The organism is Fibrella aquatilis (assembly GCF_017353255.1).
GTDB classification, from domain to species: domain Bacteria; phylum Bacteroidota; class Bacteroidia; order Cytophagales; family Spirosomataceae; genus Fibrella; species Fibrella aquatilis.
On record NZ_JAFMYU010000003.1, the window covers coordinates 244,046 to 270,436 of the forward strand.

Here is a 26,391-nt window from a genome sequence, read left to right on the forward strand (position 1 = left end):
AGGTTATTTGTCAGCAGATCTGCGGAGGGTTCCTTCCAGCAGTTTCAGGGTTTTGTCGCGGTAAAGGGCAATTTTTTCAGTGTCGGCCTGTTCTTCGAACGGCTTGTTACTGTAGCGGGTTTTTTGCAACAGGCGCGAGTTGGCAAAGACCAGCGTACGGTTGTTGTCGAACCGATCACGTTTGAACTGAAGGGTAAGTTCAAGTATAGTGTCCAGCGTTTTGTCGAACAACCACCAGGCTTCAGTCTGGGCGTCGAAGTGACGGATAATCTTAAGCTCATTGGCCGTAGAATCCACATTATACTCAAAGCCCGATTCGGTCTGGTTGAGGTTTCGAAGCAATGTGGCCATCGTTTGGGAAGGTGATACCCGGTAAATCCGAATCAGATCACTAATGGTCAGCAAGTTGCGCTCGTAGGTAAGCCGGGCCACTTTAGACAGGGCTGAGTCGCGGACGACTTCGATCCGGGCGCGGGTAGCGTCGGCCTCGCGCCGGGCGATTTGCATTTGTGAGATTCTGCCGTTCAGGTCATTGATCTCCTGGATATAGCGGCTAATAGAGTCGTTGCGGCTCTCGATGGTCCTTTCGGCCGCAGCCAGCCGTTCTTCGGCTTGCTTACTTCGGCGTTCTTCCTGTCGTAGCCGGTTTCGGAGCGTGGTTTGTTGCTGTTGCAACGTCGTGATACGATCTCGTAACGATTCGATCAGCCTGGCATCGGTCTCAGACTGGACCGGGGTGGGTGTTTGGGCAAATAGGGACAGGGTAACCAGTTGTAGTAATATACCTGTTAGCCATCTAAATTGCGTAAGGTGCATACATAAAAGAGTTTTACTCATACAAAAATAGTTGTTTTTACCATATGAAGATCGGTTTAATCAGCGTATTTGCAGCGAGTATCTGATCGGCTCAACTCTCTGGTCAAAGATCTATCGTCACAATGGCGCATCAATGACTACAAAGGTCGGTCTAAACAGCTACTTAGAGCAATTACCCTGCCGAAATATAAGGCGTGAGCCACAAAATTAAGTAGCCGGTAGTTCCAGGCCGGTAGGCCCGGTCAGGTGCCTATGCCAACCATTACAAACGCTTTCCGCCGTACCTTGCGATTTTCCAATCCCGCCGTGGCGGAACAAGCTCTGTACCCAAACGTATGATTGCCCAGGACACACCCGTTGCCACTGATCAGCTTCATGTTTCGTCTGAAATCGGCACCCTGCGCCGCTTGCTCATTCATAGTCCCGACCGGGGCCTGGGCAAGGTTGTACCCTCCAAAGCTCAGGACTGGCTCTTTGAAGACATTGTGAACCTCGACATGATGCGGCGCGATGAATATGATTTTTATGTTAAGTTGCTACTCTACTTTCTCGACCCCGACAAGATTAAAGGCCGCGTAGCGGCGCTGGCACCCGGCACCGACCGGGGCTATTTCAAACCTGACCATGTCGACTATTTTGCGTCTGATAAAGTGGTTGACATCCAGTGTCTGCTGGCTGATATTCTGGCTGACGAAGGTATCAGGACCAAGCTTGTTGCGGCCATTTGTGGCATTGAACGAACTTCTTTTCAGACCCAGTTCAAGATCAATCAGTATGAGCCTGCCGAACTGGCCAAGATCCTGATATCGGGGTCGCTGCCCGACAAGTCGATGTTATTTGCACCCCTGCCGAACTTCATCTTCACGCGCGACATCGGCATTGTCATTAACGACCATATCCTGCTCAACAAGCCTGCCAAGCAGGCCCGCACCCGCGAGGCACTGCTGGCTCAGTACATCTTTTTCAACCACCCTATCTTTGCTGGTTACCGCGACAGAATTATTGAGATTCCCGACAACGAGCATGGGTTTCTGCTGCCCGATGGCGAAACCGCCCACGATCTTACCCGCGCCACGCTAGAGGGAGGCGACGTGATGATGATTGCACCCCGGCACCTGATTATTGGTTGCAGCGAACGCACCACACTTTATGCCGCCCAACAGGTGATGCGGCTGGTTTTTGAGAAGGGCGTGATTGACAAGCTGACAATTGTGAAGATTCCCAAAAAGCGCGATTACATGCACATCGACACGATTTTCACGCAGGTGAAGCGCAACGTGTGGGTGCTGTTGGGGTCGCTTGGCCGCACCGGCGATGAGGCGAGGAAGAAAGACGTAATCCATTTTTTCGCGCCCAAAGACCTGTCGGAGGACCTCAAAATTTTTCAGTTTACAAAAGGCCAGGAACACCAGCCCAGGATTATCGATAACCTTGAAGACCTGCTGATCGACATCAGCCAGAACGACCTGGGCAGCACCGAACCCGTACGGTTTATTTATTCGGGCAACAACGAGTTTCCCTTTGGTGCCCGTGAACAATGGACGGACTCGTGCAACCTGCTGGCCCTGAAAGACGGCGTGGTGGTGGGCTATGACCGCAACGACAAAACGGCACAGGCATTCCGCGAGGCTGGTTTCGACATCATCACCGCCGCTGCCCTTCTAGATCAGTTCGAACGGGGCGAGGCCTCACCCGAAACCATTGAAAACACGTTTATTATGCTCCCCTCCGCCGAACTCAGCCGCGCCCGTGGCGGCAGTCACTGCATGAGTTTGCCGCTGCTGCGGGATTGAAAGAGTGAATAGCGAAAGAGTGAATAGCGAAAGAGTGGCCGACGCTGAAGAATACCTCGCGGAAGCCACTCTTTCACTCTTTCGCCATTCACTCTTTCACCACTCACTCTTTAGTTTTCGTATTTTTGAACAACACGACTATTTTCTTCATGCAATCGCAAACTACCTCACGCATCCTCATGATTCGGCCCGTGCGGTTTGGGTTCAACGACCAGACCGCCCCATCGAACACGTTTCAGGACGCCACATTGGCCAACCAACCGTCTGAACTAGCCCAGGCCGAAGCCCAACGCGAGTTTGATGAAATGGTACGCCAACTGCGGGCGATAGGGGTAGATGTTATGGTCTACGACGACACCGCCGACCCGCATACACCCGACTCTATTTTTCCCAACAACTGGGTGTCGTTTCACTACAGCGGCACGGTCGTGCTATATCCCATGCAGGCAGAAAACAGGCGTCTGGAGCGCCGTCAGGACATTATCGATGAGTTGTCGCAACGGTTTCACGTCTCGAAGGTCGTAGACCTTACAGTCTTTGAGCAGGAAGGGAAATACCTGGAAGGCACTGGCAGCTTGGTGCTCGACCGGATGCACCGCGTGGCGTTTGCCTGCCTTTCGCCCCGTACCGACCCCGACGTACTGGCCGAATTTCGGCGGCAAACGGGCTACCAGACCGTAGCTTTTCGGGCTGTAGACCAGGCAGGCAAGGCCGTATACCATACCAACGTACTCATGTCTATCGGCGACACCTTTGTGGTGGTTTGTTTGCAGGCCATCCCCGACCTCGACGAGCGGCTAATGGTGCGGCAGGCGCTGGAAGGCCTCAACAAACGCATCGTAGAGATTACCCCCGACCAGATGAACGCCTTTGCTGGCAATATGCTTCAGGTACAGACTATACGGGGCCAAAAGCTACTGGTGATGTCGAAACGCGCACTTAACTCACTGACAGAGAAGCAAATTGATGTGCTTGATGACTATGCTACCTTGCAGGCGTTCGACCTGTCGGCCATTGAAGCTAACGGCGGCGGGTCGGCACGATGCATGATGGCCGAAGTGCATCTACCGCTTAAGTAGTGTACTGCAACGGAAACGTCGATAGACTTGTTTGCTCATTATGGAACCTGCAATTGCGCTTATGCCGCCTGAAACATCTGCCAGCACATCGCGCTACGGTGCCTGTTTGCTGTTTGCGGCCAATGCGCTGGCGCGGGCCGTTACGGTCATCGGCGACGCCCGGTTTGCCCAGCTAGGGTTGTCATACTCACACGCATACCTCCTCAACGAAGTAGCCCAGTATCCGGGACAGACGCCCACTGCCCTCAGCGAAACGCTATTCCTGTCGCCATCGACGATTACGCGCTTGATCGAAAAGCTTGAAGGGAAAGGAATGGTCCGTCGGCAGCCGGAAGGTAAGCGCACTCTAGTGTTTGCTACGGAGACGGGTCAGGCACTAGCTCCCGCCATTGCCAAAGCCTGGCAGGACAACTGGGCCACTTTTGCCGAGAATTTGGGCGAAGCAGAAGCCGTACAACTGACAAAACAGATTATCGCCGCCGCTGAAAAGTTCAGCGCAACGGAGTAACGTCTTGAAAAGGGTGTCTTCTGTTCTGCTGCGGCCGATGTCTCGGTGCCGGAGTTAGCAAAACAGAAGACAGCAAACTGTAAACAGAAAACTTATTTCTCCGAATTCTCCACATGCATATCGCTTACGCGCCAGAAGCTGAGCGTGGCGGTGTCTTCGCCTTCGTAGAGCGCAAACTCTTCGATGCCCGGCGCAAGCCGCTCGAAATAGAGTACGAATTTCACTTTGTCGTTGGCCTCCACTTTGCGGCTATCAGGTGAGAGGGGCAGGCCTTCGGCTTTGACAAAGGCAAAAGTGCTTTTACCATCGGGGGCCAGCAGCTTAGCTTTAGGGTCAATTGAAATCTCGGTGCCTGCGTTGTTACCATAGCCCGCCAGTGTATGGTCGAACGTAAGGTAGAGGACCGTGTACTGGGCGGTGAGGCGGATGTCGGTCACGCGCAGTTGAGGGTCATTGCTATGGCCAAGCCCACCAACCGGATCGGGCAAAATGCGGCGGTTAATAATATCGTCGGGTACGGCTTGTACGTAATATTCTGAATCGTCGGCGGCGCGGTGCGTATGCACGGGTGTAGTAGGGGCGCAAGCCGCCAGCCAGCAGCAACTCCCCATTACTAGCCAACGGATGGGTCGGTTCAGCCCTGCTCGAAGCGATCGGTTGATGTATTTCAGACGTGCCATAAAGTGAAGATACAACCAAAGTAGTGTTATTTCGTTCTGAGAAAACAACCACTCAACCCATGCGCAGACTACTTTTTCTGATCAGTATTGGCCTACTGAGCCTCACAGGCTGCAAAAAAGAAGACGTTATTCAATCGGCGGCTACCCGGTCTGAACTATTGGTGGCGAACAAATGGCGCATGGAGCGCATCACCAGGGCCGACGACGGTACCGTGGTGCCAGTCAACCAGCTTGGCGTGTCGGCGTTGGCGCTCAATTTCATCGACATCCAGTTTACCGATGCCAACATTGCTCGCGCCATCGACCGTGGTTCCAAGCAGATTGTCAACGCCGGTAGCTGGAAACTGACCCAAGACTTTCAGGGACTAGACGTTGACGTGACGGGTTTTAAGGGCATCTTCCCCATCATCGAACTCAGCCGCACCAAACTGATTCTTCGCCAGAATACCACGGTCAACAGCACCAAAACAGATGTAAATCTGGAGTTTGTACCATCGGTCTAAAAACAGTTTTCAGTTTGTAGTTTTCAGTTGCTGGCGCGAAGATTTCCTCGTGCAAGCAACTGAAAACTACAAACTGAAAACTCAAAGAAATGCCTGCCAATATCAAAGACCTGTTTGAAGTGTTTCCGCGCGTTGGAAAACTGGAATATATCAGCATCAGACCTGCTCGTAATGAGCCAGTTACGTCGCTCACTGAGGTTGTTGTGCTGGAGAATGGTGGCCTGGCAGGCGATCATTATAGCGGCAAAAACGGCAAGCGCGACGTAACACTGCTTCAGGCCGAACACCTGCCCGTGATCGCCTCATTCATGGGCCTGCCCACCCTCGACCCGGCACTGACCCGCCGTAACCTGGTAGTATCGGGTCTGAATCTGCTGGCATTCAAAGGCCATACGTTTCAGATCGGCGACGAGGTGCAACTGGAATATACCGGCGAGTGCTACCCCTGCTCGAAAATGGAAACCGCTCTCGGCGACGGTGGCTACAATGCCCTCCGCGGTCACGGCGGTATCACCGCACGAGTAGTTAGGGGCGGAGTAATCAGGGTGGGAGATGAGGTGAAGGTTTGATTTACGATGTACGAATTACGATGTACGATTTGTTGCTGACGCTAGCGTACTATCGCGTCAGCAACAAATCGTACATCGTAATTCGTACATCGTAAATCATACGCTCACTCGCTCCCAACTCATTTCGGTGAAGTCATGAACGGCGTCGTGGGTATAGGGGGCCAGTTCGTCGAGGGTATGGGTAGTGGCCACACCAATGACGCGGGCACCGGCGGCGCGGGCGGCTTGCAGGCCCGTCATAGAGTCTTCAAAAATCACTGATTCTGCTGCCGACACGCCCAGCATGTTCATGGCTTTGAGATAAATCTCCGGGTCGGGTTTGGGTCGGGTAACCAACTTTTCGTGCAGGAGCGCGTCGAAAAAGGGGCGGAGTTGTAGCGTATCAATGACGAAATCGAGGTTTTCGACAGGTGCCGACGTGGCCACGGCGGTTTTAATGCCGTGCTCTTTGAGCATGGTCAGAAAAGCCGGAAGGCCAGCCACGGGCTTGATGTCGGGTGCGTAAAGTTCGCGGAAGAGGGCTTCCTTTTCGTAGCCCAGCCGATACACGTCGTCAGGCGGCAGCACCTGACCGGGAAAGAGGTGGCCCACAATGGCGTTATTGTGCTTACCCGCAATGTGTTCTACAAACTCAGCGTCGGAGAGCGTCCGGCCATGTTGTTCGTAATAAGCCCGCCAGGCAATCTGGTGGTGCGCGTTGGTGTCGGCAATAACACCGTCCATGTCGAAAATAACCGCTTTAAGCATAGAAAGAAGGAGTCAATAGTCGTCAGTCAATAGTCGATGGTTGACTGACGACTATTGACTTATTTTAAAACAACTTCACAAACCGGCTCACGATGGCTGAGCCGATCAACATCAGGGCAACAAACAGCAGGCCCCACGATAGACCAAACCCCTGAGCAATAAACCCAATGAGTGGAGGTCCGGCCAGAAAACCCACAAAGCTAAACGTAGCGAAAGTAGCCAGTCCGGCTGCGGGCGAGATGCCGGGTACGCGCAACGCCGCTGAGTACAGAATAGGAGCGCCCAACGAACTGCCCGCCCCCAGCATGGCAAAGCCCAGCAAGGCTATGGGTGGGTAGGGGAGTACTACGGCCAGCACCAGGCCCGCCGCCGCCATCAGCCCGCCCAGCAGTAGCCAGCGTTTGGCCCCGATGCGCGGAATGATGGCGTCGCCCATGAATCGACCCAGGGTCATGGTCAGCGAAAACGCACCGAAGCCCAGTGCTGCCACCTGACTGCTGGTTTTGAGGGTGTCGCGAAGGTAAATGCCGCTCCAGTCGAAAGCCAGCCCTTCGCCCATAGCCACGGCCAACCCAATGAAAATCATCAACAGCAGGTCGAGGTTGGGTCGCACAAATGCCGCCGATTTTTCGGGTGGAATCACCGTGATCGACTGTAAAATGGGCCTAACCAGAAAGGTGCAGAATACCACAAATGCCGCAATGCCCGCCACATGCACGGCAGGCGATACGTGGTTGGCAATGGCAATGCCCGCAATGACCGAACTGAGTATACCCCCCACGCTCCACATCCCGTGGCACGATGACATAATCACGATCCCGTTGGCTTTTTCTACGTCGGTGGCGAGTGTGTTCATCGCCACGTTGATTAGGGCGCTACAGAGGCCCACTACATATAAACCGGTCACCAGCACATAGACATTGGGCGCGTTGATGGGTACCAGCAGGGCGGCACAAAAGGCCAGGGCAGCCCAGAAGCAGGCATTTACCTGGCCCAGTTTACTTACCAGCCAGCCCGTCATAGGGTTCATGGTGATCAGCCCGGCGGGCAGGGCAAAAAGTGTCATGCCTAGTTGCGCGTCAGTGAGTTGCAGTGTGTCTTTAACATGCGGAATATGCGCCACCCAGCTGCCAAAAAGTATACTCTCAGTGGCAAAAACCAATCCCACCGCCCTAGCCTGTGCATCGCTGAAGAACAGGGACAGATGGCGGGTCAACGAACGAACAGGTTGTATGGATGCATTCATGCCACAAAGATAAGGCCCCCCTACCAGGCTTAGCTTGATCAGATTTGCCAGTAGTAGCACTGTATTGACCAAAACTAAGCTCATACAACTGTCTTTAAGACAATTGACGGACTAATAGGGAGGAAGTGAAACAGGCAAAAAAGGTCTTGAACGGGATTATGGACTTAGTTATAAATAGATCCAATCTTGCTCAAAAAGTTGTCACATGATAAACTAGGTGTGCGGAAATTAACTTGCTTTTCAAACAGAAGGCGTTTTTCAGTCAAGGCTGGTTTAATGCAAAAAAGGGAGTCAACAGGGGAATCATTGGTATAAATAGGATTTAACGAATATTAATTGTCATTCAGGCATAATGCCTTTATAAAATCCTGTCCTCGTTTATAATAGCTTATTTTTATTTTGATAGCGTGGGTCTATATTTGATGCCGACATACACAAATCACGTATTTAGTTCGTTAAACGCCCGCTACAGATCATGGCAAAGTCCAAATTAGAGTACATCTGGCTCGATGGTTACAAGCCCACGCAAAGCCTCCGGTCAAAAACCAAAATTGAAGGTGATTTTTCGGGTAATCTGGAAGACTGCCCCATGTGGTCATTCGATGGTTCATCGACGGAACAAGCTGCCGGTGGTTCGTCAGACTGCCTGCTGAAGCCCGTGTTCATCTGCCCTGATCCGCAGCGGAAGAACGCCTTTCTGGTGATGTGCGAAGTGTTGAACGCCGACGGTACGCCCCACGCTACCAACGGCCGGGCTACCATAGAAGACGACGATAACGATTTCTGGTTTGGTTTCGAGCAGGAGTATTTCCTCTACGACATAGCTACCAACAAGCCCCTGGGCTTCCCCGAAGAGGGCGAACCTGCCCCACAAGGCCCCTACTATTGCTCAGTTGGTGCCAACAACGCCTTTGGCCGCAACATCATTGAAGAACACCTCGACGTGTGCCTCGACGCAGGCCTGAACGTGGAAGGCATCAACGCCGAAGTAGCCCCTGGTCAGTGGGAGTTCCAGATTTTTGCCAAAGGTGCCCGCGAAGCCGGTGATCAGATCTGGGTAGCCCGCTACCTGCTCGAGCGCATTGGCGAAAGCTACGACGTGGCTATCAACTGGCACTGCAAGCCCCTGGGCGTCGATGCCGACTGGAACGGCTCAGGCATGCACGCCAACTTCTCGAACTCGGTGCTCCGTACGGCGGGCAACAAAGAAACGTATGATGCCATCTGCCAGTCATTTGCCCCCGCCGACCGCATCAAAGCACACATCGATGTATACGGTGCCGACAACCACCTTCGCCTCACGGGCAAGCACGAGACCCAGTCAATCGACCAGTTCTCGTATGGTGTGTCAGACCGGGGTGCGTCGATTCGTATTCCCATTGCCACGGTGCAGCGCGGCTGGAAAGGCTGGCTGGAAGACCGTCGCCCCAACTCGGCGGCTGATCCGTATAAAGTAGCGGCTGAGATCATCAAGACCGTTAAATCGGCTGAGGTACCTGCCTAAGCTATCAGTACAGATTTAAATGGAAATGGCCCGTCAGCAATGGCGGGCCATTTTTTTGTGGGTAGCGGGGGGCGAAATCGCTTCAACACTTCACATCGTTCACGGGTTAGTACCTAAAAAAACATCTCACAATGACGCTCTACGAACGCGTATTTGACCATAACCAGCAATGGGTTGCCAAACAGTTACAGCAGGACCCCAGCTATTTCAGCCACATGGCCGACGGGCAACATCCTGAGTTTCTATACATCGGCTGCTCCGACAGTCGGGTGCAGCCCGAAGATTTTATGGGCGTGAAACCGGGGGAGGTGTTTGTACACCGGAATATCGCTAACCTGGTGCCTAACAATGATTTGAGTGCGCTGTCGGTGGTTCAGTATGCCGTTGAACACCTCAATGTGAAACACATTGTGGTATGTGGGCACTACGGCTGTGGGGGGGTGAAGGCCGCTATGGACAACAAAGATTTGGGTGGGCTAAACACCTGGATTCGTAACATCGACGACGTATATCGGACGTACCGTACAGAACTGAACGCCATTGCAGATAAGGAAGCCCGATTTCGTCGGCTAGTTGAGCTGAACGTGCAGGAACAGTGCATCAATATTATGAAGTTGAGTTTCATCCAGCACCGCCGGGCCGACAGCTTCTACCCGCACATCTATGGCTGGGTGTATGATATTGCCACCGGAACGGTGAAAGACCTGGAAATTGACATGGCCAAATTCAAAGACGAACTTGCCGTGTATAAATTGGATTAAGGCTGGTTTTTGTATGTTTGGGGATACTGAACTGCCCTTATGGCCCACCTCCGTTTTAACGCCCTACAGGTTGCACAAAGCCGTCAGGCTTTGCCCGTGCCGCCACCCGCCGAACGTATCGCCGATTATTTTGGCGTGTACACCTTCACCAAAGACATTATGCGCACGTTGCTCTCACCAGAGGCATTCGGGCGCATTTCCGAGGCCATCGACACAGGCGGGCGTATCGACCGCGACATTGCCGACGAGGTAGCCAACGCCCTGCGGTCATGGGCGGTGAGCAAAGGGGCCACTCACTACACGCACTGGTTTCAGCCCCTGACCGGCTCGACCGCTGAAAAACACGATTCGTTTTTCGACATTGCCAACGATGGAAAGGCCATTGAAAAATTCAAAGGCTCAGCGCTGGTACAGCAGGAACCCGACGCATCGTCGTTTCCGAGTGGAGGGCTGCGCAACACGTTTGAGGCGCGGGGCTACACCGGCTGGGACCCCTCGTCGCCCGCGTTTTTGATGGATAACGGCGCGGGGGGTAAAACGCTCTGCATCCCGTCGGTGTTTATTTCCTACACTGGCGAGGCGCTCGACTATAAAACACCCCTGCTGAAAGCCCTTGCCGCGCTGGACAAAGCTGCCACCGCCGCCTGCCAATATTTCGACCGGAACATTGATAAAGTCATGCCCACGCTGGGGATCGAGCAGGAATATTTCCTGGTCGACAAAGCGCTGTATGTGGCTCGGCCTGACCTGGTTATGGCCGGGCGCACCGTGTTTGGCCACGCCCCGGCGCGGGGACAGCAGCTGGAAGATCACTACTTTGGCACTATTCCGCCACGGGTCAACGCCTTTATGGTCGACTTTGAGTTTGAAGCCCTGAAACTGGGGATTCCCGTCAGGACGCGGCACAACGAAGTAGCCCCCGGACAGTTTGAAGTGGCCCCCACGTTTGAGGAAGTCAATCTGGCCATCGACCACAATGCGTTGCTGATGGATTTAATGGAAAAAGTAGCCGAACGGCATAGCTTGAAAGTGCTTTTCCACGAAAAACCGTTTGCGGGCATCAACGGGTCGGGCAAGCACAATAACTGGGCCTTGGGTACCGACACGGGCGTTAACCTGCTGGCTCCCAGCAGCAAACCCAAAGAAACGTTGCGATTTATTGCTTTTGTGGTCAACGTGGTAAAAGCCGTGCATGACCACGCCGATTTGCTCCGGGCTAGTATTGCGTCGGCGGGCAACGAGTACCGGCTGGGTGCCAACGAGGCCCCACCCGCCATCATGTCGATCTTCCTGGGCGAGACCCTGACGAAGGCCCTGGAAGACCTCGAAAACAAGTCCGAGATATCGCTCAATAAGGGCGACAACGTCTACTATAAGCTGGGTCTGAACCGAATTCCGGCCCTTATGCGCGACAATACCGACCGCAACCGCACCTCGCCGTTTGCGTTCACAGGCAACAAATTCGAGTTCCGTGCGGTGGGTGGCGGGGCCAACTCAGCCTCGACCATGATTGTGCTCAACACCATTGTGGCCAACCAGCTCATCCAGTTTCGGCGCGACATGGACGCCCGGCTCGACGCGGGCGAGAAGAAGGAACTGGCTGTGGTGGAGGTGCTGAAACAATACTATCGCGAGGCAAAACGGATTTTGTTTGAAGGCAATGGATACGCCGACGAGTGGGTAGCTGAAGCCGAACGGCGTGGCCTCTCGAACATCAAATCCACCCCCGAAGCCCTGGCCGTGTACCTGAAACCGGAGTCGCTGGCCCTTTTTGAGAAAATGGGCGTCATGAACCACGCCGAGGTGGAAGCCCGCTACGAAATCGAGCTAGAGAAGTACATCAAAAACGTGCAGATCGAGTCGCGCGTGATGGGTGATCTGGCCACCAACCACGTGGTATCGACGGCGTTAAAGTATATGAATCAGCTCTCGCAAACGGCCAAGTCATTGGTGGATTTGGACATGGTCAACGAAGCACAACCCGTAAAAGGCATCATCCGCGAACTGTCGGGCCGGGTGGTGGCGATCAAAAAAAACGTAGAAGCGATGGTAGAGGCCCGCAAACGCGCCAACAACATCGGTAACTCGGCCGAGATGGCCCGCCTCTACGCTACGGAAGTGAAAGATTATTTCGACGTGATCCGTTACGAAGTCGATAAGCTCGAACTCCTTATTGACGACGAAGACTGGCCGCTGGTGAAGTATCGTGAGATGTTATTTGTGAAGTAAAACGAGTTCAAGGTTTAAAGTCCAAGGTTTAAAATTGCTCCGCATCAGTAAGCTGGCGGAGCAACTTTAAACCTTGGACTTTAAACCTTGAACTCGTTTTACTTCACCGTTTCAACAATTTAAACGCCATGGCCCGCCCTTGGCCCTGCATGATGGCCAGGTTGATCCAGACGAAGGCAAACTGTTCCAGCAGCGGTACTTTGTCGTCGCCGCCGAAATCATAGCATTCGGCAAAGCCCGCGTCGAGGGCCAGTTGTTGGGCAATGGCCTTGCCTTTGGCGCTGCTACCCGCCATAAACATGTCGATGTGTACCCCGCCGTAGTTGGGGTCATGCATGTTTTCAGCCCCGGTACTGTTGAAGCACTTCACTATGTCGGGGCAATTGGTCCAGTGTTGAAGGGCTTCGGTGGTGTGCGAAAACGGCTCAGGCCTGGCGCGCAGGCCATTCATGGCGTCGATGATCACCTTTTGACTTACGTCGCCGAGGGCTTCAGCAATCGATTGGGTGGCCTGCGGCACGGCGGCAATGAGCACCACGTCGGCCGCTGCCACGGCCTCGCCAATAGGGTATACGGTGATGGCGGCAGATTTGTCAAGCAACGCCCTGCCTTTAAAGTCGGCCGTGTTGCGTACGCCCAGTCTGATGGTGTGCCCGGCCTTGGCCCAGGCTTCGGCCAGGGCGGCACCTACGTTGCCGGTGCCAATGATTGCGATGTTCATGCGTTTGTTTTGGCATGTAGCCCTGGCTGGTGAGCAACTGACTGTTGGGCGGAGTTAAAGAAAATAAAGTAGATGGGCACGAGAGCAAACACGGCCATGGCCAGCCTGTAGTCGACAAGGCCCAACAGCGCACCTGTGCTGTAGAGCAGCGGCCCGAATAGCAGCGACCGTACTGTAGCTTTCCGAAAATGAGCGCGGTTCACGTCTGGTTTCAGTACACCATGACTACGATAGGCCTGCCATCGTAACCCACTAAATGTCAGCGACATAAGGGCCATGACGCCACCAAATACCAGCGACGAGACCGGGTTGGTGAGGTAATCGCCCAGCAGGGCCGTCGGAAATGGAATAAAGGAACACCAGAGCAACAGAAAGGCATTGAGCCAGAAAACGCCGTGGGTGATGTGGGCAATTTGGTCAAGAATGCGGTGGTGGTTAACCCAGATGATGCACACCATCAGGAAGCTGATAACCCAGCTCACCAGCTTGGGTAACAGCAGCAGCAGCGCCTTATATAAGTCAGCCATCGACGCATCGTGTGTCAAATGAGGCACTTTCAATTCCAGCACCAACAGCGTGACGATGATGGCAAACACGCCGTCGCTAAAGGCTTCTACCCGCGATTTGGAAAAGTAGGTCATGGGGTTAGTTGTTGCTCAGTGAGATGCCGTAGGTGATAAACAGGTCATACGGTTTGTTTCCCACCAGCTCCACATGCTCAAACGTATAACGCAATCTGGCCCGCACCGCCACCCGTTTACTGATCGGTAGTTCCAGCGAATCGTCGGTGTGAAATCGGTAGTTTTCGCCATCCAGTACCGACTGCTGAAACCAGCATTCGTAGTGTAGCCGCAACTTATTGCCTAGTAGTTGTTGCCGCCCAAATACGCGCCCCGTTGCCCGGATGGTCTCGATCACATTGGGCCGTGAGCCGTTGGATTCGTGGTGTTCAAAGACAGTGCCGCCATAGGCTGAATGCTCGAAACTGGCTGTGAGTGACAGCTTTAGCAAGCTGTGTTTTTCGCGAACCAAATTATAGCTTATCCCCACGCCGGGCTGATACCGGAAGTTAATTTTCCGGCGGTAATTTGTTTCCATAAGGAGCATTACGTAAGGATATGGGCGATGCAACGGGTTCAAATACAGAAAGTTAGTCGAAAGTAGGTCTGATTCGGTCTGCCTGTTAAACGTCTGGCCATATTGGTAGTCGTTGCGGCTGCTGACGCCCCACCGCTGGTTGGCATACGCCAGCTCGGCCCGGTTAATGAGCAACAACCGGCTCACGATACCATCGAGGTAGGAGCCGGTTGTGGTCAGTTTCAGTTGCAACGGAATGGAGTCGCTCTCGTTGAGTTGCGCCAGCGCGGGCCGGGTAATCAGAGCAAACATCAGCAGCCACCATCTCATAGTTATTCGCCGAGGGCAGCAATGATGGCACGGGCGGTTTCGGCACCGCTGAAGTTCTGCTGTCCGGTAATGAGGTTGCCGTCGCGGATGGCAAAGCCGCGCCACAGACCCGCCTGCACGTAGTTGGCTCCCAGTTTCTTCAGTTCGTCTTCAATGCGCCAGGGCATTAGGTGCTGGCCACGGGGCATCAGGTTATAGTCCCAGACGGCATTGTCGGCAAAATCTTCTTCTACGTTGGCAAAGCCCGTAACTGTTTTGCCCTTCACCAAATACTCGCCGTTGCTCAGTTTAGCGTAGCGCAACACCGCTGTGCCGTGACACAGAGCTGCCGTCACCTTGCCCGATTCATAAAATTCGGCAAACTTGGCGTGTAGGTCGATGGCGTTGGCAAAGGAGAACATGGGCGCTTGCCCACCCGCCACCACGAGGGCATCGAACTCATCGATGTTGAGGGCCGCAATCGGTTTGGTGTTGTCGATGAGTGACCGCAGCCGGGGCGTGTGCATGAACCCCTGCGAAATGAGGTCTGTCGATGAATAGTCGCTTGGGTCGTTGGGATCACTCATGGCGTCGGCTTCACAGGGCCCACCGTTGGGACTAAACAGCTCGACATGGTAGCCTTTCTCGGTAAATTCGTAGTAGGGGTGAGTCAGTTCGCTCCACCAGAAACCAACAAGCCAGCCGGTAGTGGTCGACACGGCGGGGTTGGCAATGACAAGGGCAACCCGTTTGGGTTGCTTCGTGCTGACGATGTTCGGGTCTTTAAGGCTCATGATCGTACTGTGTTAAGAAAAGTGAGTAACGCGCCTTAGCGCACTACAAATCTGAACGGACCACCTACTTTTACAACCTGACACACTTTTTTGGTTGTCACTCTCTAAATAGTGAGCTGCTGATTATCAGCATATTAACTCTATGCCTGACTTCCTCGATAATGGCCGTGTGTACTACAACCCCGTCGATTATGCGATGCACCACATTGGCGGGACCTGGAAAACGCCTATTCTGTGGCGGTTGCGCAACCAGACCCTGCGCTATAGTGAGTTGAAAAAATCACTCGACCACATATCCCATAAAATGCTGACCACACAGCTCCACGAATTGGAAGAAAACGGGTTTGTTACGCGCACGGCCTATGCCACCGTACCGCCCAAAGTAGAATATGCCCTGACCGAAAAAGGTCAGCGGGCCATTCAGGTCATCGACGCCATTCGGGCTTATGGTATGGAGCTGATGCGCGAAGCAGGCATTGACCCGGACATTGTTTTTAAAAAGAGAGAAGCCTGATGGCACCCACCCAAATCAGCATGATTACCACACATTCGCTCCTTCAACTCCTAACCCGCCTGCCGCACCGGGGCGCGGCAACGCCGCATGAACGCGAGGCCGCCCAACTGCTGGTCGACACCCTGGCCGAGGCGGGGGCGGCCACGCGGCTGATGCCGTTTCAGACGCCCAAAACCTATGCCACGGTGGTTTACTGGATCATTGGGGGGCTGCTGTCCAGCATTGTGCTCGTGATCTCCAATGGCTTTTTACTACAGCAGGTGGGCCTCGTTATCTGTGGCATCGCGCTCACGCAGGCCTGGCTCTATTTCAACTGGCGGCATGCGTCGGTGGTGACGTGGCCGGTGCAGCATACCGCCCTCAATGTGCTGGGACAGTGGCCGGTAGCAGACAGAACGCCCCCCACGCGGCGCGTGGTGCTGCTGGCCCATTACGATACGGCCCCGGTGTCGGCGCTATATAATCCGAAGCAGCAGCGCGACTTCCAAAAATCACTGCAACTGTCGCTGGGGGTAATGACACTCACGGCTATTTTACTTCTGGTGCATACCGCCGTGGGGTTGCCCGCCTGGGGGTTCTGGCTGCTGGGGCTGGTGGCCCTGTACCTGGTGGCTCAGGCGATATTGGGCACCGTGGGCTTCTGGAATCAGGGTTATACCAACGGGGCCAGCGATAATGCCACGGGTGTGGTGGCGGCCATCGAAACGGCCAAACGCCTGCGGGAAAACGCCCCGCCGGGCCTGCTGGTGGAGGTGGTGCTGCCCTCTGCTGAAGAGGTGGGCATGATTGGTGCCCATGCCTACTGGCAGGCCAACAAAGGCCGTTTCGCTAAAGAAGCAGCCACTACGGCCGTTATCAATTTCGACACACTCGGGGCCGGTAAACTGACCGTGATTGAGCGCACAGGCACCGTCGAGATGATTCACTACGACAGTCCGCTTACTCAACTAGCGCGGGATCTGGTATCCAGGCCTGCCTTCCAAAATCGGGCGCAGGTTGGCCGATGGCACACCGCCGATTTCGACAGCGTGTGGTTTGTGCGGGCGGGCATTCCTACGCTGGCACTCTGCGCGTTAGCCCCCGACGGCACCATGCCGCGCATTCACCGGCCCGACGATATACTAGCTGCCGTTGACGAAACACCCATGCACGACGCCGTCGATCTGGCCGAGGCGGTAGTGCGAGAGTGGTGCGCCACGCCGCTATAATGCGTAACTTTGGCCCATGCAGGAATTTCCGAACCAGGGGTACGACCCCGATGTGATAGCCGAATTACGTGACGAATGTCGTCAGCAAGGCAAAACGTTTGTGTATACAGACGAGGAAGAAGACTTTGAAAACGACGACGTAGACGATGACGAGCCTCGCCAGTTTGCGCAGGTGATGTTCGTGGGTAAAGACGCCGCCGGGAAGGAGGTGATCTACGACGCCATGATCTGCACCCTCCGCCTCCACCACGGCAGCATCGTATTCGAGCAGGCCGTTGAGGAAGTGAAAAAGATGTTTCCCGGCTACAAACTGCCCGAAGAACGCCAGCCCGGCTACAAATTCGACGCCAGCAAAGAGCAGGAAGTAGAAGAAACCATGGCCGACATCATTGCCGAAAAGGAAGAAACCGAGTCGGTGAAGGTGCGCGAAGAGGTCACGGTTTCCGACGATGTTGACCCCGACGAAATTGGCCTTGAACTTGACGCCTACCTGAACGTCGAAGAAATCAACGATGAGGTCATCAGCACGTTCATCGAGCAGTTCAACAGCAACACCCTCAAACTCGACCCCACCATGTACTCGTTCATAAGCGAGGATGAGGAGGAGGATTAGAATGTACAATGAATAATGTACAATGGCTTCGCGTTCGGAATTTGCTGAGCCGCACCGGCGGACCGGCGAAGCCATTGTACATTATTCATTGTACATTAATAAACTAAATCAAACGCATTTATGCACTTCCAGGGTACCGATGCCTACGTGGCTACGCGCGAGCTGAGCGTGGCGGTCAATGCGGCCATTCAGTTGCAGAAGCCACTGCTGATTAAGGGTGAACCGGGCACGGGCAAGACCCTGCTGGCGTTTGAAGTGGCCAAAGCCCTCAACAAACCCTTGTTTACCTGGCACGTGAAATCGACCACGTCGGCGCAGCAGGGGTTGTATGAGTACGACGCCGTGTCGCGGCTGCGCGACTCGCAGTTGGGCAACGAGGGCGTAGGCGACTTGGAGCGGTACATCAAAAAAGGGAAGCTCTGGGAAGCCTTCGAGACCGACGAATCGGCGGTATTGCTGATCGACGAAATCGACAAGGCCGACATTGAATTTCCGAACGACCTGCTGCTGGAGATTGACCGGATGGAGTTCTACTGCTACGAACTGCGGCGCACGATTTCGGCCCGCCACCGGCCCATTGTCATTATCACGTCGAACAACGAAAAAGAACTGCCCGACGCGTTTTTGCGCCGCTGCTTTTTCCACTATATCCGTTTCCCGGAGCGCGAAACCATGCAGCGCATCGTAGACGTGCATTTCCCGAACCTGCCCGGCGAACTGATGGCCAAAGCGCTGTCGGTGTTTTATGGCATCCGCGAGGTGCGCGCCCTGAAAAAACGCCCCTCCACCAGCGAACTCATCGACTGGCTTCAGCTCCTGATGCACGCGGGCGTCACGCAGGACGATCTTCTCGACCTCGAAAACCTCCGCGAAGTGCCCCCTTATTTGGGTGCCCTCCTCAAAAACGAACAAGACTCCGAACTCCTGGCCGCCCTACGGGCGAAAGGAAGGTGAAAGTAACGGTGAATGATGAGTGCTAAGTGATGAGTTTGCTTCCGCGTCTATTCTTGCGGAAGCAAACTCACCACTTACCACTTACCACTCACCACTCAAAAGCCATGTTTCTCTCCTTCTTCCTGCTTCTTCGTCGGAATGCGCTGCCGGTTACGTTGCCGGAGTATTTGACCCTGCTTGAAGCGTTGCAGAGCGAGGTGGGGGGCGTGACAATTGACGACTTCTATTTCCTGAGCAAAACCGCCCTCATCAAGCACGAACAGCACCTCGATCTGTTCGACAAACTGTTTGGTCAGTGGGTGGCCGGGCAGGTTCCCGACGGAGCCGACAGCCTGCCCGCCATCCCGCCCGACTGGCTGCGAAACGCGCTGGAACAAAACCTGACCGATGAAGAAAAAGCCGCGCTAAAAGCCGCTGGGGGCCTCGATGCACTCTACGACCGGCTTCGTTCGCTGCTTGACGAGCAGAAAGAACGGCATGAGGGCGGCAATAAGTGGATTGGTACCGGGGGCACGTCGCCGTTTGGGACGGGGGGCTACGCGCCGGAGGGTTTCAAGATTGGGCCGTCGGAGCAGGGAGCGGGACAGCGGAGAGCGGCGAAGGTGTGGGAGCAGCGGGCCTACAAAAACCTCGACGATAGCGTAGAATTGAACACCCGCAATATGAAAATGGCCCTGCGCCGGTTGCGCCTGCTTACCCGCGAGGGGGCCGAAGATGAACTTGACATTGACGAGACCATTGCCGAAACCAGCCGCAACGGCGGTATTCTGGACGTGAAGCTCCAGGCCACGCGCAAAAACAGAGTGAAAGTGCTGTTGCTCTTCGACGTGGGCGGGTCCATGGATGAGCACATCGATCTGTGCAACCAGCTGTTTTCGGCGGCCAAATACCAGTTCAAGCACATGGAGTTTCTGTATTTCCACAACTGCGTCTACGAAACGCTCTGGAAAGACAACACCCGCCGCAAAGACCGCCTGCCCACCTGGGAGGTGCTGCACAAATACAACAAAGAATATAAGGTCATTTTTGTGGGCGATGCGGCCATGTCGCCCTACGAAATCACCGAAGCCCGTGGCAGCGTGGAACACTACAACGAAGAGGCCGGGCAAGTCTGGCTCGACCGGTTCAAGACGCAGTACCCGCACATGGTGTGGCTAAACCCGTCACCGTCAGCCTATTGGCAGTATACCCACAGCACCAACCTCCTCCGTGAGTGGTCGGGTCACCGCATGTTTCCCCTCACCCTCGGTGGGCTGACGCAGGCCATGAAATCGCTGAAAAATCCGAAAGTAACGTTCGAGGGGTAAGCGGGTTTTATCCCAAACAGATACAGCTCCGAACGTACGGAATGCGCTGAAAATGGGTAAGTTGCGGTAATTAGAATTGGCTACACTGGCTCACTACCGTATCATGAACACGTACTTAAAGCATCCCAGGCAGTTGTGGCTAGCGCTGTGCTGCCTGACTACCCTGGCCATAGCCCAACCCGTGCCACGGGCAACCCTCACCGGCCAGATTACCAATGCCGCCGACGGGCAACCGCTGCCCTTTGCCAGCGTGTACCTCAACGGTAGTACGCAGGGGACTACCACCAACGAACGTGGCCAGTTTACGCTGCCCAATGTGGCGCTGGGTTCCGTTGAACTGGTAATCTCCTACACCGGATTTTCCACCGTTCGGCAGGCGCTGCGAATTACCGACACCACGCCAAAACCCGTTGCCGTGGCGCTTTCGCCGCTGGCCAATCAACTGGCCGACGTGGTGGTGCGCGTGAAGCAGGACAAGACCTGGCTAAAGCAGCTCAAACAGTTCGAGGCTGACCTCTTTGGGTCGTCGAGCTACGCGGGCGAGTGTGTGCTGACCAACCCGCAGGTAGTCGAATTCGAAACGTCGGGCAATACGCTCTTTGCCACGGCCCGCGAGGTGCTGGTGATCGATAACCGGGCGTTGGGCTACCGGCTTCGGTACACGCTCCAGGGCTTTCGGAGTCAGCCCGAGCGGATCACGTTTGGTGGCACCACCCTGTTTGAAGAATTGCCGCCCGCCACGCCCAAGCAGGCCCGGCAGTGGCAGCGCAACCGGCAGGAGGCCTATCGGGGGTCGTTGCGGCATTTGCTCACCAGCCTGGTGCAGGGTAACTACGAAAAAGAAGGGTTTATGGTGTATCAATCTGACCCCTCGCGGCCACTGAGCACCAACCCGCCACCGCTGCTGAATGATGAACTGGGCCGGTATCTGCTGCCGTTTAAGCCCGCCGAGATGATACAGCCCGGCAAACTACCCCATGAACGCTGGCTCAGAAGTGCCACCCCGCTAGTGGTGTTATATACCCGCTACGCCTCGCGGCAGTCACCCTTTCGCGATGCGCCCTATGCCTATTCGCAACTGGTGCTGCCCCAGAAGATGCTGGGCTTCACAGTGGCCGGGCAGATTACGGCACCTATGGGTTTCGACGCCGTGGGCTACCTCAGCAACGACCGCCTGGGCAACGCTATGCCCGACGACTGGGACCGCGATGGACCAGCCCCCGCCATCCGCCGCGATTCAGTACAGCGTGACCTAGGAGTATCAAAAAATCTTGATAATCAATTGGTTAGTTTGGTGAAATCAGAAGCCGACGTTACGCTCGACACGCTGGCACGCCGATGGAAAGGGCATGAGATAGCAACGGCCCCCATTGTTTTTGCGCAGATCGACAAACCGCTGTACCTCACCGGCGACCGCCTTTGGCTGAGTGCTTACGTCCTGAACCGACAGGCTCAGCGCCTCGATACGGCGCTGGCTGGCCCGGCCCTGAACGCCGAACTTCGGTCGGGTGATAACCGGCTGGTGCAGCACCAGTTTTTGCCTGTCACCGACGGTCGCACGGCAGGGATGTTTCGGCTGGCCGACACCCTGGCTACGGGTATGTACTGGCTACGGGCCTATACCGAAGCCGACCGGCAAAGGCAGAAGCCCGCTTTTGAACGGCCACTTTGGGTAGTCAACAGCGCAATGGGTATCGTTACGCAACCCATTGACCGGGAGGTGCTTATCGTTAAAAAAGAGCCGGAAAGTGCCGTCGATCTGTTGGTTGGTGACGTACCGAACGCGCCGTTTCGGACCAGGATCAGCGCAGACAGCAGTGAGGCTATCCTGACGCTCGACAAGCCCATGTCGGCCCGGCAACCAGCCGTTTTTGCCCTGGTCTATAACCGCGACAAACTGTTACAGTCGGGGAGGGTGCCCGTTGGTGGGGCTACAACAAGGCTGCGGTTGTCGACCCTGACATGGCCCGCGGGGTTGGCGTGGTTGTCGCTGATGGACAGCACCGGCCACGTCTGGTCAACGCGGCCCATTCAGGTGCCCGACCGGGTGTTGCCTATTACCGTAAACCTGACCCTGGGCGAGGCAGAACCTATCGCTGACAAGCCTCGGACCCTGCTGCTCTCCCTGCTCGACGGGGTGGGGCGGCCAGTGAATGCCCACGTGTCGGTAGCCGTTACCGATGCCGATAAAGTACCTTCAGACTCGCTGGTGGCTGATTTTTCTAGTCACCTGCGTGAAAGTAAAAATGAAGCAGGTGGTGCCATGCAGATTGAAAACACGCCCAACATCACCCTCAACGGCCGGGTGACGACCACCGAGAAGCAGCCGGTCAATGTGGTCGTGATGGTGGCCGACGGGCAAAATACCCAGGTTCGGGCGGCACTGACTGATCTGGCGGGGCAGTTTCAGGTTGGCAACTTAACCCTGGCCGACACGGCGCAGGCACTGGTTCGGATAACCAACAGCCGGGGTAAACCCATCGACGCTACGGTGCAGTTTAGCCCCGCCGTCAGCGGGTTTAGGCTGCCCGCCCCACCGTCTGGTACCGGTTTGCTACTGAAACGTTGGCGGGCGTTGATTGCTACTGCCAAACAACGACAGGATGCCGAACCAGCCTTGTATCGAAGCAATGGTGGCCGACAGCTCCGCGAAGTGACCGTACGCGCGCCCAAGCCCATAGACCAACGCCCCGACGACATTAAACTCCGGAGCCTGCACAGTCAGGTTGACCAGACGATTTTGCTCGATGAAAAAACACCGCCCTACGACAATCTGTATTCCCTCATTCAGGCCAAAGTGCCCAATGTGCGGGTAGAGACCGTGTTGAACCGGGGTGTGGTGGCCTATTCGGTTAAGTTTTCGGGAAATGTGGCCTCGGTACTCAACGCGTCCATCCCTGCTCTTGCCAGCCGTGGCGCACCCCCGCCACCAGCTATACCCAAAGCCGACGCCACGATGCAAAATCCGCTATTTCTGATTGATGGTTTCCCCGTCAACGATACCGACGGCACGCAGTTGCTGATGTTTTCGGCGGGCAATATAGAGCGGGTAGAAGTGCTGAAGACGGGTGCCATTGCGGCTATGTACGGCACGCAGGCCAGCCGGGGCGTGATTGCGTTTTACACCAAAACCACCCGCGAAGCCACTAAAGCAAAAGGTATCAGTCGGCAAACAGTACTTGGCTATCCGGCCTTACCCCAGTTTCCGCTTTCCACGCAAGCGGTTGGCAGTCAGCGCGATGTGTTGGCGTGGCTACCTGTGGCCGTTACTAGTCAGCAAGGAAAACTCTCGGTGCCAGTCGCTGTTTCCGCAGCGGTGCGGACGCTGCGCGTGAGTGTTCAGGGTATCAGCGGTACGGGACAGCCCATCTCATTCGTTAAGCTCTTGCCTGTAAACTGATTAACCCGCGCTCGCTGGCCGTTTAGCAAATAGTTGTGCCTGTGGGGCAGTATCCGGGCGATTTTTGTTAATGATCGGTGACAATTGGTTTATTTTGTTCTTTTTCAGCGGTTTCCGGCTATGGTCTTTTCTCGTGTTGTTCTTGTATGTCTGAGCTGTTTGTTCGTGCACACCCTGTATGGACAGACTACCCAGCCACGCCAGACCGACAGTTTGCTGCGCCGCTATAGCACTGCCCGTAAACCGGAGCGTGCCGAACTGGCCATCCGACTCTCGGAATCCTACCTATACGTAGACCCCGCTCGCAGCCGTGACTATGCAGCCATGGGCCTTATCATGCTGCGCCAGTTTCCCGATGACACGCTCTACCTGGTGGCGATCAATAATCTGGCGGTGGCCTACGGCAGTTTAGGTCAAAACAAGCGGGCCGATTCCTGCTTTCAGGTGGGCATCCGCCGGGCGCAGGCCCAGCATAACATCGACAAACTGGTGCGTATGCTGGCCAACCAGGGTACTACCTACATGGACGAAGGCCGGAACCGCGATGCGCTAAAACGCCTGCGTCTAGCCCTGTCTTATGCTGTAGGCCCAAACCACGACGACAAGCGGGCACTGTTACTTAACAACATAGGATTGGTCTATGATAACCTGGGCGTTTATGGCCCCGCCCTGCGCTACTACCACGCCGCTCTCCGCGAGGCCGAACAACAACACAACCTAAACGTGCTGGGGCTGGCTAAAGGCAATATTGCCACCATCTACGCCCAACTCGATAACCCCCGGCGTTCGAACCAACTGCTGGGACAGGCCATTAGGCACCTCACCGACTCGAACGACCCGATCATGGCCAACCAATGCCGACTGATGGTGGCTGAAAACTGGCTCAACATGGCCCGCCCCGATTCGGCGAGTCAGTTGGTGTGGCGGGGCCTCCAACAAGCCAAAGCAACCCAGGTGCCTTATCAGATGGCTATGGCCTACGTGCTGCTGTCGCGGTTATATTCTAGCCAGCAGCGATACGTACAGGCCGAAATTTCGGCGCGGCAGGCCCTGCAACTGGCCCAGGCCGAAAACCAGTCGATGGAAGGACAGGCGCTAATGAACCTGGCCAAAGCAATTGATGCACAGGGACTTACGGCCAAAGCGCTGCCCCTGGCCCGTGAGGCTGTCACGGCTACGCAGCAAACCGCCAACAAAGGTGAACGGCGCGACGCCAACCGCATTTTGGCCGATATTCTGGAACACGACGGGCAACTGGACAAAGCGCTGGCCACCCGAAAGATCTATGAGGCTCTCAACGACTCGCTCTACACGGCTGGTTTTCGAGAGCAGTTTTCGCAGCTACAAGTTACCTACGAGTCGGAGCGCAAAGAGCAGCAGATTGCGTTCCTGAACCGCGAAAACGACCTGCGCGAAAGTCAGCTCAAGGCGCTTGGACTGGGGCTTGGTGTGGTATTGGCACTGCTGGGGCTGGTCTACTGGCTGTATCGTCGCCAGCACCTGGCTACCGAAAAAATTAGCCAACAGAAAGAACTCCTCACCCGGCAGTCGGCGCAGCTAGCACTCCTCATGCGCGAACTGCACCACCGGGTGAAAAACAATTTGCAGATTGTGTCAAGCCTGCTAAGCCTTCAGTCGGGGCGGCTTGTTGACGAACAGGCGCGGGCGGCAGTGCGCGAAGGACAGCGGCGGGTAGAGGCCATGGCTATGCTCCACCAGCGCCTATATGCCACCGCCGAAGTGACGAGCATCAACTTCCGAAGCTACGTGGCCGATCTGGTCGAAAGTCTGATGACCACCTACGGCTACCGCCCGGCCGACGTAGATCTCACGCTTGAGATCAGCCATGAACAGATCGAAACCGACACGGCCATACCCCTTGGGTTGATTATCAATGAGCTGATTACCAACTCGTTAAAACATGCTTATCAGCATGTAGCCCGCCCTGCACTGACCGTACGTCTGGAACCTACCCGCAACGCCGATGGCTTGCTGACACTCCGACTTACCGTAGCCGACAATGGCCCCGGCCTGCCCAACGTGCGCTCAACGGTAGCTTATTCGGCTGGGACCGAGTGGGTACCAACGGCGGGTAGCGTTGGGGAGAAAGTGTCACGGCAAGCTAAAAAAAGAAGTCGTTCGGGTGATCTTATGCCAAAGGTGCCAACGTTTGGTATGCAGTTGGTGCTTTCATTGGCGCGACAACTTCGGGCAACGGGCCATTTTGTCGACGATAATGGTGCTCAGTTTCAGTTAGATATACCGATGATCCAACCTACTGCCTGATCTGTGGAAACGATTCATATTCTTGTTGTGGAAGATGAAGCCATCCTGGCAATGGACATTGCTCAGCGCCTTGGTGATCTCGGCTATTTCGTGGTCGACACCGTCGATAACGGCCCGCAGGCGCTAACCATCATGCGCGAACAACCCATTGACCTGGTGTTAATGGATATTCACATCATGGGCGAATGGGACGGGATCGAAACCATCCGCCGGATGCAGACCACACAATCGATTCCGTTTATCTTTCTAACCGCCATGACCGACCCGACCACCATTGAGCGGGCACGGCAGGTGTCACCGTCGGCTTATATTACCAAGCCTTTCAACGACCTCAACCTGCGCATTGCCATTGACCTGGCCATTCATAATTTTGCCGCCCGCCAACCCGCCGACCGACCCCACACCATGGATAATACGTCGTCGGAGTCCTTGCTAAAAAATGAGGCGCTGTTGCTGGTAAAGGACTACTACTTCATCAAGCAAAACTATCGGTTCATCAAGTTTCAGCTCCGCGACGTGCTATTCCTCCAGTCAGACGGCAATTATACCGACATCGTAACGCGCGAGGGCAAATACACCCTGCGCGTGGTGATGAGTAAGGTAATCGAAAAAATGCAAACGACTGATATTGTGCGCATTCATCGCTCATTTGCCATCAATAGGCGGGTGATCGACAGCTTTGGCGAAAGCGAAGTCATTATTGGCAAACATACCCTGCCCATTGGCCGATCATACCGCGAAGAGTTTATCAGCGGGCTTGAGGCGATGTAATA

At 55.1% G+C, this 26,391-nt stretch carries 24 protein-coding genes; 16 read left to right on the top strand and 8 right to left on the bottom strand.

Annotated elements, in window-relative coordinates; genetic code table 11:
- Positions 1-3: 3 nt before the first annotated feature.
- Complete coding sequence (locus J2I48_RS05380) at positions 4-816, bottom strand: hypothetical protein (protein WP_207334379.1); 813 nt, start codon at positions 814-816, stop codon at positions 4-6.
- Between the two features lie 335 nt (positions 817-1,151).
- On the opposite strand from J2I48_RS05380, the gene J2I48_RS05385 reads away from it, so the two are divergent.
- The 3 genes from J2I48_RS05385 to J2I48_RS05395 all read left to right on the top strand — a co-directional run bounded on the left by J2I48_RS05385 (position 1,152) and on the right by J2I48_RS05395 (position 4,196).
- A complete protein-coding gene (locus J2I48_RS05385) occupies positions 1,152-2,609 on the top strand; it encodes an arginine deiminase family protein (RefSeq protein WP_207334380.1) in 1,458 nt (485 codons plus the stop codon).
- Positions 2,610-2,758: 149 nt separating this feature from the next.
- Positions 2,759-3,688 (top strand): citrulline utilization hydrolase CtlX, encoded by a 930-nt coding sequence (gene ctlX, locus J2I48_RS05390; protein WP_207334381.1) that lies wholly within the window; start codon positions 2,759-2,761, stop codon positions 3,686-3,688.
- A 40-nt stretch (positions 3,689-3,728) separates the two neighbouring features.
- Positions 3,729-4,196, top strand: a complete 468-nt coding sequence (locus J2I48_RS05395; RefSeq protein ID WP_229375823.1) for a MarR family winged helix-turn-helix transcriptional regulator — start codon at positions 3,729-3,731, stop codon at positions 4,194-4,196.
- 92 nt (positions 4,197-4,288) lie between these two features.
- Here J2I48_RS05395 and J2I48_RS05400 read toward each other — a convergent pair whose 3' ends face one another.
- Positions 4,289-4,876 (bottom strand): hypothetical protein, encoded by a 588-nt coding sequence (locus J2I48_RS05400; RefSeq protein ID WP_207334382.1) that lies wholly within the window; start codon positions 4,874-4,876, stop codon positions 4,289-4,291.
- 59 nt (positions 4,877-4,935) lie between these two features.
- Here J2I48_RS05400 and J2I48_RS05405 point away from each other — a divergent pair, with 59 nt between their 5' ends.
- Positions 4,936-5,379 carry a hypothetical protein gene (locus tag J2I48_RS05405; protein ID WP_207334383.1) on the top strand — a complete coding sequence of 148 codons (444 nt, stop codon included), beginning with the start codon at positions 4,936-4,938 and terminating at the stop codon, positions 5,377-5,379.
- Between the two features lie 89 nt (positions 5,380-5,468).
- A complete protein-coding gene (locus tag J2I48_RS05410; protein WP_207334384.1) occupies positions 5,469-5,948 on the top strand; it encodes an MOSC domain-containing protein in 480 nt (159 codons plus the stop codon).
- Between the two features lie 96 nt (positions 5,949-6,044).
- On the opposite strand, the gene J2I48_RS05415 is transcribed toward J2I48_RS05410, so the two are convergent.
- Together J2I48_RS05415 and J2I48_RS05420 are read right to left on the bottom strand one after the other, a co-directional pair.
- Positions 6,045-6,695, bottom strand: a complete 651-nt coding sequence (locus tag J2I48_RS05415) for an HAD family hydrolase (protein WP_207334385.1) — start codon at positions 6,693-6,695, stop codon at positions 6,045-6,047.
- Positions 6,696-6,759: 64 nt separating this feature from the next.
- Positions 6,760-7,941 carry an MFS transporter gene (locus tag J2I48_RS05420; RefSeq protein ID WP_207334386.1) on the bottom strand — a complete coding sequence of 394 codons (1,182 nt, stop codon included), beginning with the start codon at positions 7,939-7,941 and terminating at the stop codon, positions 6,760-6,762.
- A gap of 475 nt (positions 7,942-8,416) precedes the next feature.
- On the opposite strand from J2I48_RS05420, the gene J2I48_RS05425 reads away from it, so the two are divergent.
- The 3 genes from J2I48_RS05425 to J2I48_RS05435 all read left to right on the top strand — a co-directional run bounded on the left by J2I48_RS05425 (position 8,417) and on the right by J2I48_RS05435 (position 12,435).
- Positions 8,417-9,445: a glutamine synthetase beta-grasp domain-containing protein gene (locus J2I48_RS05425; protein WP_207334387.1), complete on the top strand. Its 1,029-nt coding sequence runs from the start codon at positions 8,417-8,419 to the stop codon at positions 9,443-9,445.
- Between the two features lie 131 nt (positions 9,446-9,576).
- The gene (locus J2I48_RS05430; RefSeq protein WP_207334388.1) at positions 9,577-10,206 is read left to right on the top strand and encodes a carbonic anhydrase; all 630 of its coding nucleotides are present in this window, start codon (positions 9,577-9,579) and stop codon (positions 10,204-10,206) included.
- Between the two features lie 39 nt (positions 10,207-10,245).
- The gene (locus J2I48_RS05435; protein WP_207334389.1) at positions 10,246-12,435 is read left to right on the top strand and encodes a glutamine synthetase III family protein; all 2,190 of its coding nucleotides are present in this window, start codon (positions 10,246-10,248) and stop codon (positions 12,433-12,435) included.
- Between the two features lie 103 nt (positions 12,436-12,538).
- On the opposite strand, the gene J2I48_RS05440 is transcribed toward J2I48_RS05435, so the two are convergent.
- From J2I48_RS05440 to J2I48_RS05455, 4 genes are read right to left on the bottom strand one after another with little or no spacing between them, the layout of a single operon-like run.
- Complete coding sequence (locus tag J2I48_RS05440) at positions 12,539-13,156, bottom strand: NADPH-dependent F420 reductase (protein WP_207334390.1); 618 nt, start codon at positions 13,154-13,156, stop codon at positions 12,539-12,541.
- On the bottom strand, positions 13,153-13,797 hold the full coding sequence (locus J2I48_RS05445) for a TMEM175 family protein (RefSeq protein WP_207334391.1): 645 nt from the start codon (positions 13,795-13,797) through the stop codon (positions 13,153-13,155). Before J2I48_RS05445 ends, J2I48_RS05440 begins: the two co-directional genes overlap by 4 nt.
- A 4-nt stretch (positions 13,798-13,801) precedes the next feature.
- Complete coding sequence (locus J2I48_RS05450; protein ID WP_207334392.1) at positions 13,802-14,563, bottom strand: DUF481 domain-containing protein; 762 nt, start codon at positions 14,561-14,563, stop codon at positions 13,802-13,804.
- A 2-nt stretch (positions 14,564-14,565) separates the two neighbouring features.
- Positions 14,566-15,336 carry a type 1 glutamine amidotransferase domain-containing protein gene (locus J2I48_RS05455; protein WP_207334393.1) on the bottom strand — a complete coding sequence of 257 codons (771 nt, stop codon included), beginning with the start codon at positions 15,334-15,336 and terminating at the stop codon, positions 14,566-14,568.
- A 142-nt stretch (positions 15,337-15,478) separates the two neighbouring features.
- Here J2I48_RS05455 and J2I48_RS05460 point away from each other — a divergent pair, with 142 nt between their 5' ends.
- From J2I48_RS05460 to J2I48_RS28535, 8 genes are all read left to right on the top strand, one after another.
- A complete protein-coding gene (locus J2I48_RS05460; protein WP_207334394.1) occupies positions 15,479-15,850 on the top strand; it encodes a winged helix-turn-helix transcriptional regulator in 372 nt (123 codons plus the stop codon).
- A gap of 20 nt (positions 15,851-15,870) precedes the next feature.
- A complete protein-coding gene (locus tag J2I48_RS05465) occupies positions 15,871-17,058 on the top strand; it encodes a M28 family metallopeptidase (protein WP_229375825.1) in 1,188 nt (395 codons plus the stop codon).
- A 16-nt stretch (positions 17,059-17,074) separates the two neighbouring features.
- Positions 17,075-17,671 (top strand): hypothetical protein, encoded by a 597-nt coding sequence (locus J2I48_RS05470; protein WP_207334396.1) that lies wholly within the window; start codon positions 17,075-17,077, stop codon positions 17,669-17,671.
- 120 nt (positions 17,672-17,791) lie between these two features.
- On the top strand, positions 17,792-18,625 hold the full coding sequence (locus tag J2I48_RS05475; RefSeq protein WP_207334397.1) for an AAA family ATPase: 834 nt from the start codon (positions 17,792-17,794) through the stop codon (positions 18,623-18,625).
- A 104-nt stretch (positions 18,626-18,729) separates the two neighbouring features.
- Positions 18,730-19,932: a vWA domain-containing protein gene (locus J2I48_RS05480; protein ID WP_207334398.1), complete on the top strand. Its 1,203-nt coding sequence runs from the start codon at positions 18,730-18,732 to the stop codon at positions 19,930-19,932.
- A 103-nt stretch (positions 19,933-20,035) separates the two neighbouring features.
- Complete coding sequence (locus tag J2I48_RS05485) at positions 20,036-23,332, top strand: carboxypeptidase-like regulatory domain-containing protein (RefSeq protein ID WP_207334399.1); 3,297 nt, start codon at positions 20,036-20,038, stop codon at positions 23,330-23,332.
- A gap of 165 nt (positions 23,333-23,497) precedes the next feature.
- Positions 23,498-25,618 carry a histidine kinase dimerization/phosphoacceptor domain -containing protein gene (locus tag J2I48_RS05490; RefSeq protein ID WP_207334400.1) on the top strand — a complete coding sequence of 707 codons (2,121 nt, stop codon included), beginning with the start codon at positions 23,498-23,500 and terminating at the stop codon, positions 25,616-25,618.
- A 3-nt stretch (positions 25,619-25,621) separates the two neighbouring features.
- Positions 25,622-26,389: a response regulator gene (locus J2I48_RS28535; protein ID WP_207334401.1), complete on the top strand. Its 768-nt coding sequence runs from the start codon at positions 25,622-25,624 to the stop codon at positions 26,387-26,389.
- Positions 26,390-26,391 lie beyond the last annotated feature (2 nt).

What these genes read in the sequence shown, in the direction of transcription:
- J2I48_RS05420 (WP_207334386.1), bottom strand. Translation starts at nt 7,941, where the DNA reads ATGAATGCATCCATACAACCTGTTCGTTCGTTGACCCGCCATCTGTCC.
- J2I48_RS05405 (WP_207334383.1), top strand. Translation starts at nt 4,936, where the DNA reads ATGCGCAGACTACTTTTTCTGATCAGTATTGGCCTACTGAGCCTCACA.
- J2I48_RS05480 (WP_207334398.1), top strand. Translation starts at nt 18,730, where the DNA reads ATGTTTCTCTCCTTCTTCCTGCTTCTTCGTCGGAATGCGCTGCCGGTT.
- J2I48_RS05470 (WP_207334396.1), top strand. Translation starts at nt 17,075, where the DNA reads ATGCAGGAATTTCCGAACCAGGGGTACGACCCCGATGTGATAGCCGAA.
- ctlX (WP_207334381.1), top strand. Translation starts at nt 2,759, where the DNA reads ATGCAATCGCAAACTACCTCACGCATCCTCATGATTCGGCCCGTGCGG.
- J2I48_RS05395 (WP_229375823.1), top strand. Translation starts at nt 3,729, where the DNA reads ATGGAACCTGCAATTGCGCTTATGCCGCCTGAAACATCTGCCAGCACA.
- J2I48_RS05440 (WP_207334390.1), bottom strand. Translation starts at nt 13,156, where the DNA reads ATGAACATCGCAATCATTGGCACCGGCAACGTAGGTGCCGCCCTGGCC.
- J2I48_RS05460 (WP_207334394.1), top strand. Translation starts at nt 15,479, where the DNA reads ATGCCTGACTTCCTCGATAATGGCCGTGTGTACTACAACCCCGTCGAT.
- J2I48_RS05455 (WP_207334393.1), bottom strand. Translation starts at nt 15,336, where the DNA reads ATGAGCCTTAAAGACCCGAACATCGTCAGCACGAAGCAACCCAAACGG.
- J2I48_RS05465 (WP_229375825.1), top strand. Translation starts at nt 15,871, where the DNA reads ATGATTACCACACATTCGCTCCTTCAACTCCTAACCCGCCTGCCGCAC.
- J2I48_RS05410 (WP_207334384.1), top strand. Translation starts at nt 5,469, where the DNA reads ATGCCTGCCAATATCAAAGACCTGTTTGAAGTGTTTCCGCGCGTTGGA.
- J2I48_RS05400 (WP_207334382.1), bottom strand. Translation starts at nt 4,876, where the DNA reads ATGGCACGTCTGAAATACATCAACCGATCGCTTCGAGCAGGGCTGAAC.
- J2I48_RS05445 (WP_207334391.1), bottom strand. Translation starts at nt 13,797, where the DNA reads ATGACCTACTTTTCCAAATCGCGGGTAGAAGCCTTTAGCGACGGCGTG.
- J2I48_RS05415 (WP_207334385.1), bottom strand. Translation starts at nt 6,695, where the DNA reads ATGCTTAAAGCGGTTATTTTCGACATGGACGGTGTTATTGCCGACACC.
- J2I48_RS05485 (WP_207334399.1), top strand. Translation starts at nt 20,036, where the DNA reads ATGAACACGTACTTAAAGCATCCCAGGCAGTTGTGGCTAGCGCTGTGC.
- J2I48_RS05450 (WP_207334392.1), bottom strand. Translation starts at nt 14,563, where the DNA reads ATGAGATGGTGGCTGCTGATGTTTGCTCTGATTACCCGGCCCGCGCTG.
- J2I48_RS05435 (WP_207334389.1), top strand. Translation starts at nt 10,246, where the DNA reads ATGGCCCACCTCCGTTTTAACGCCCTACAGGTTGCACAAAGCCGTCAG.
- J2I48_RS05430 (WP_207334388.1), top strand. Translation starts at nt 9,577, where the DNA reads ATGACGCTCTACGAACGCGTATTTGACCATAACCAGCAATGGGTTGCC.
- J2I48_RS05385 (WP_207334380.1), top strand. Translation starts at nt 1,152, where the DNA reads ATGATTGCCCAGGACACACCCGTTGCCACTGATCAGCTTCATGTTTCG.
- J2I48_RS05475 (WP_207334397.1), top strand. Translation starts at nt 17,792, where the DNA reads ATGCACTTCCAGGGTACCGATGCCTACGTGGCTACGCGCGAGCTGAGC.
- J2I48_RS05380 (WP_207334379.1), bottom strand. Translation starts at nt 816, where the DNA reads ATGCACCTTACGCAATTTAGATGGCTAACAGGTATATTACTACAACTG.
- J2I48_RS05425 (WP_207334387.1), top strand. Translation starts at nt 8,417, where the DNA reads ATGGCAAAGTCCAAATTAGAGTACATCTGGCTCGATGGTTACAAGCCC.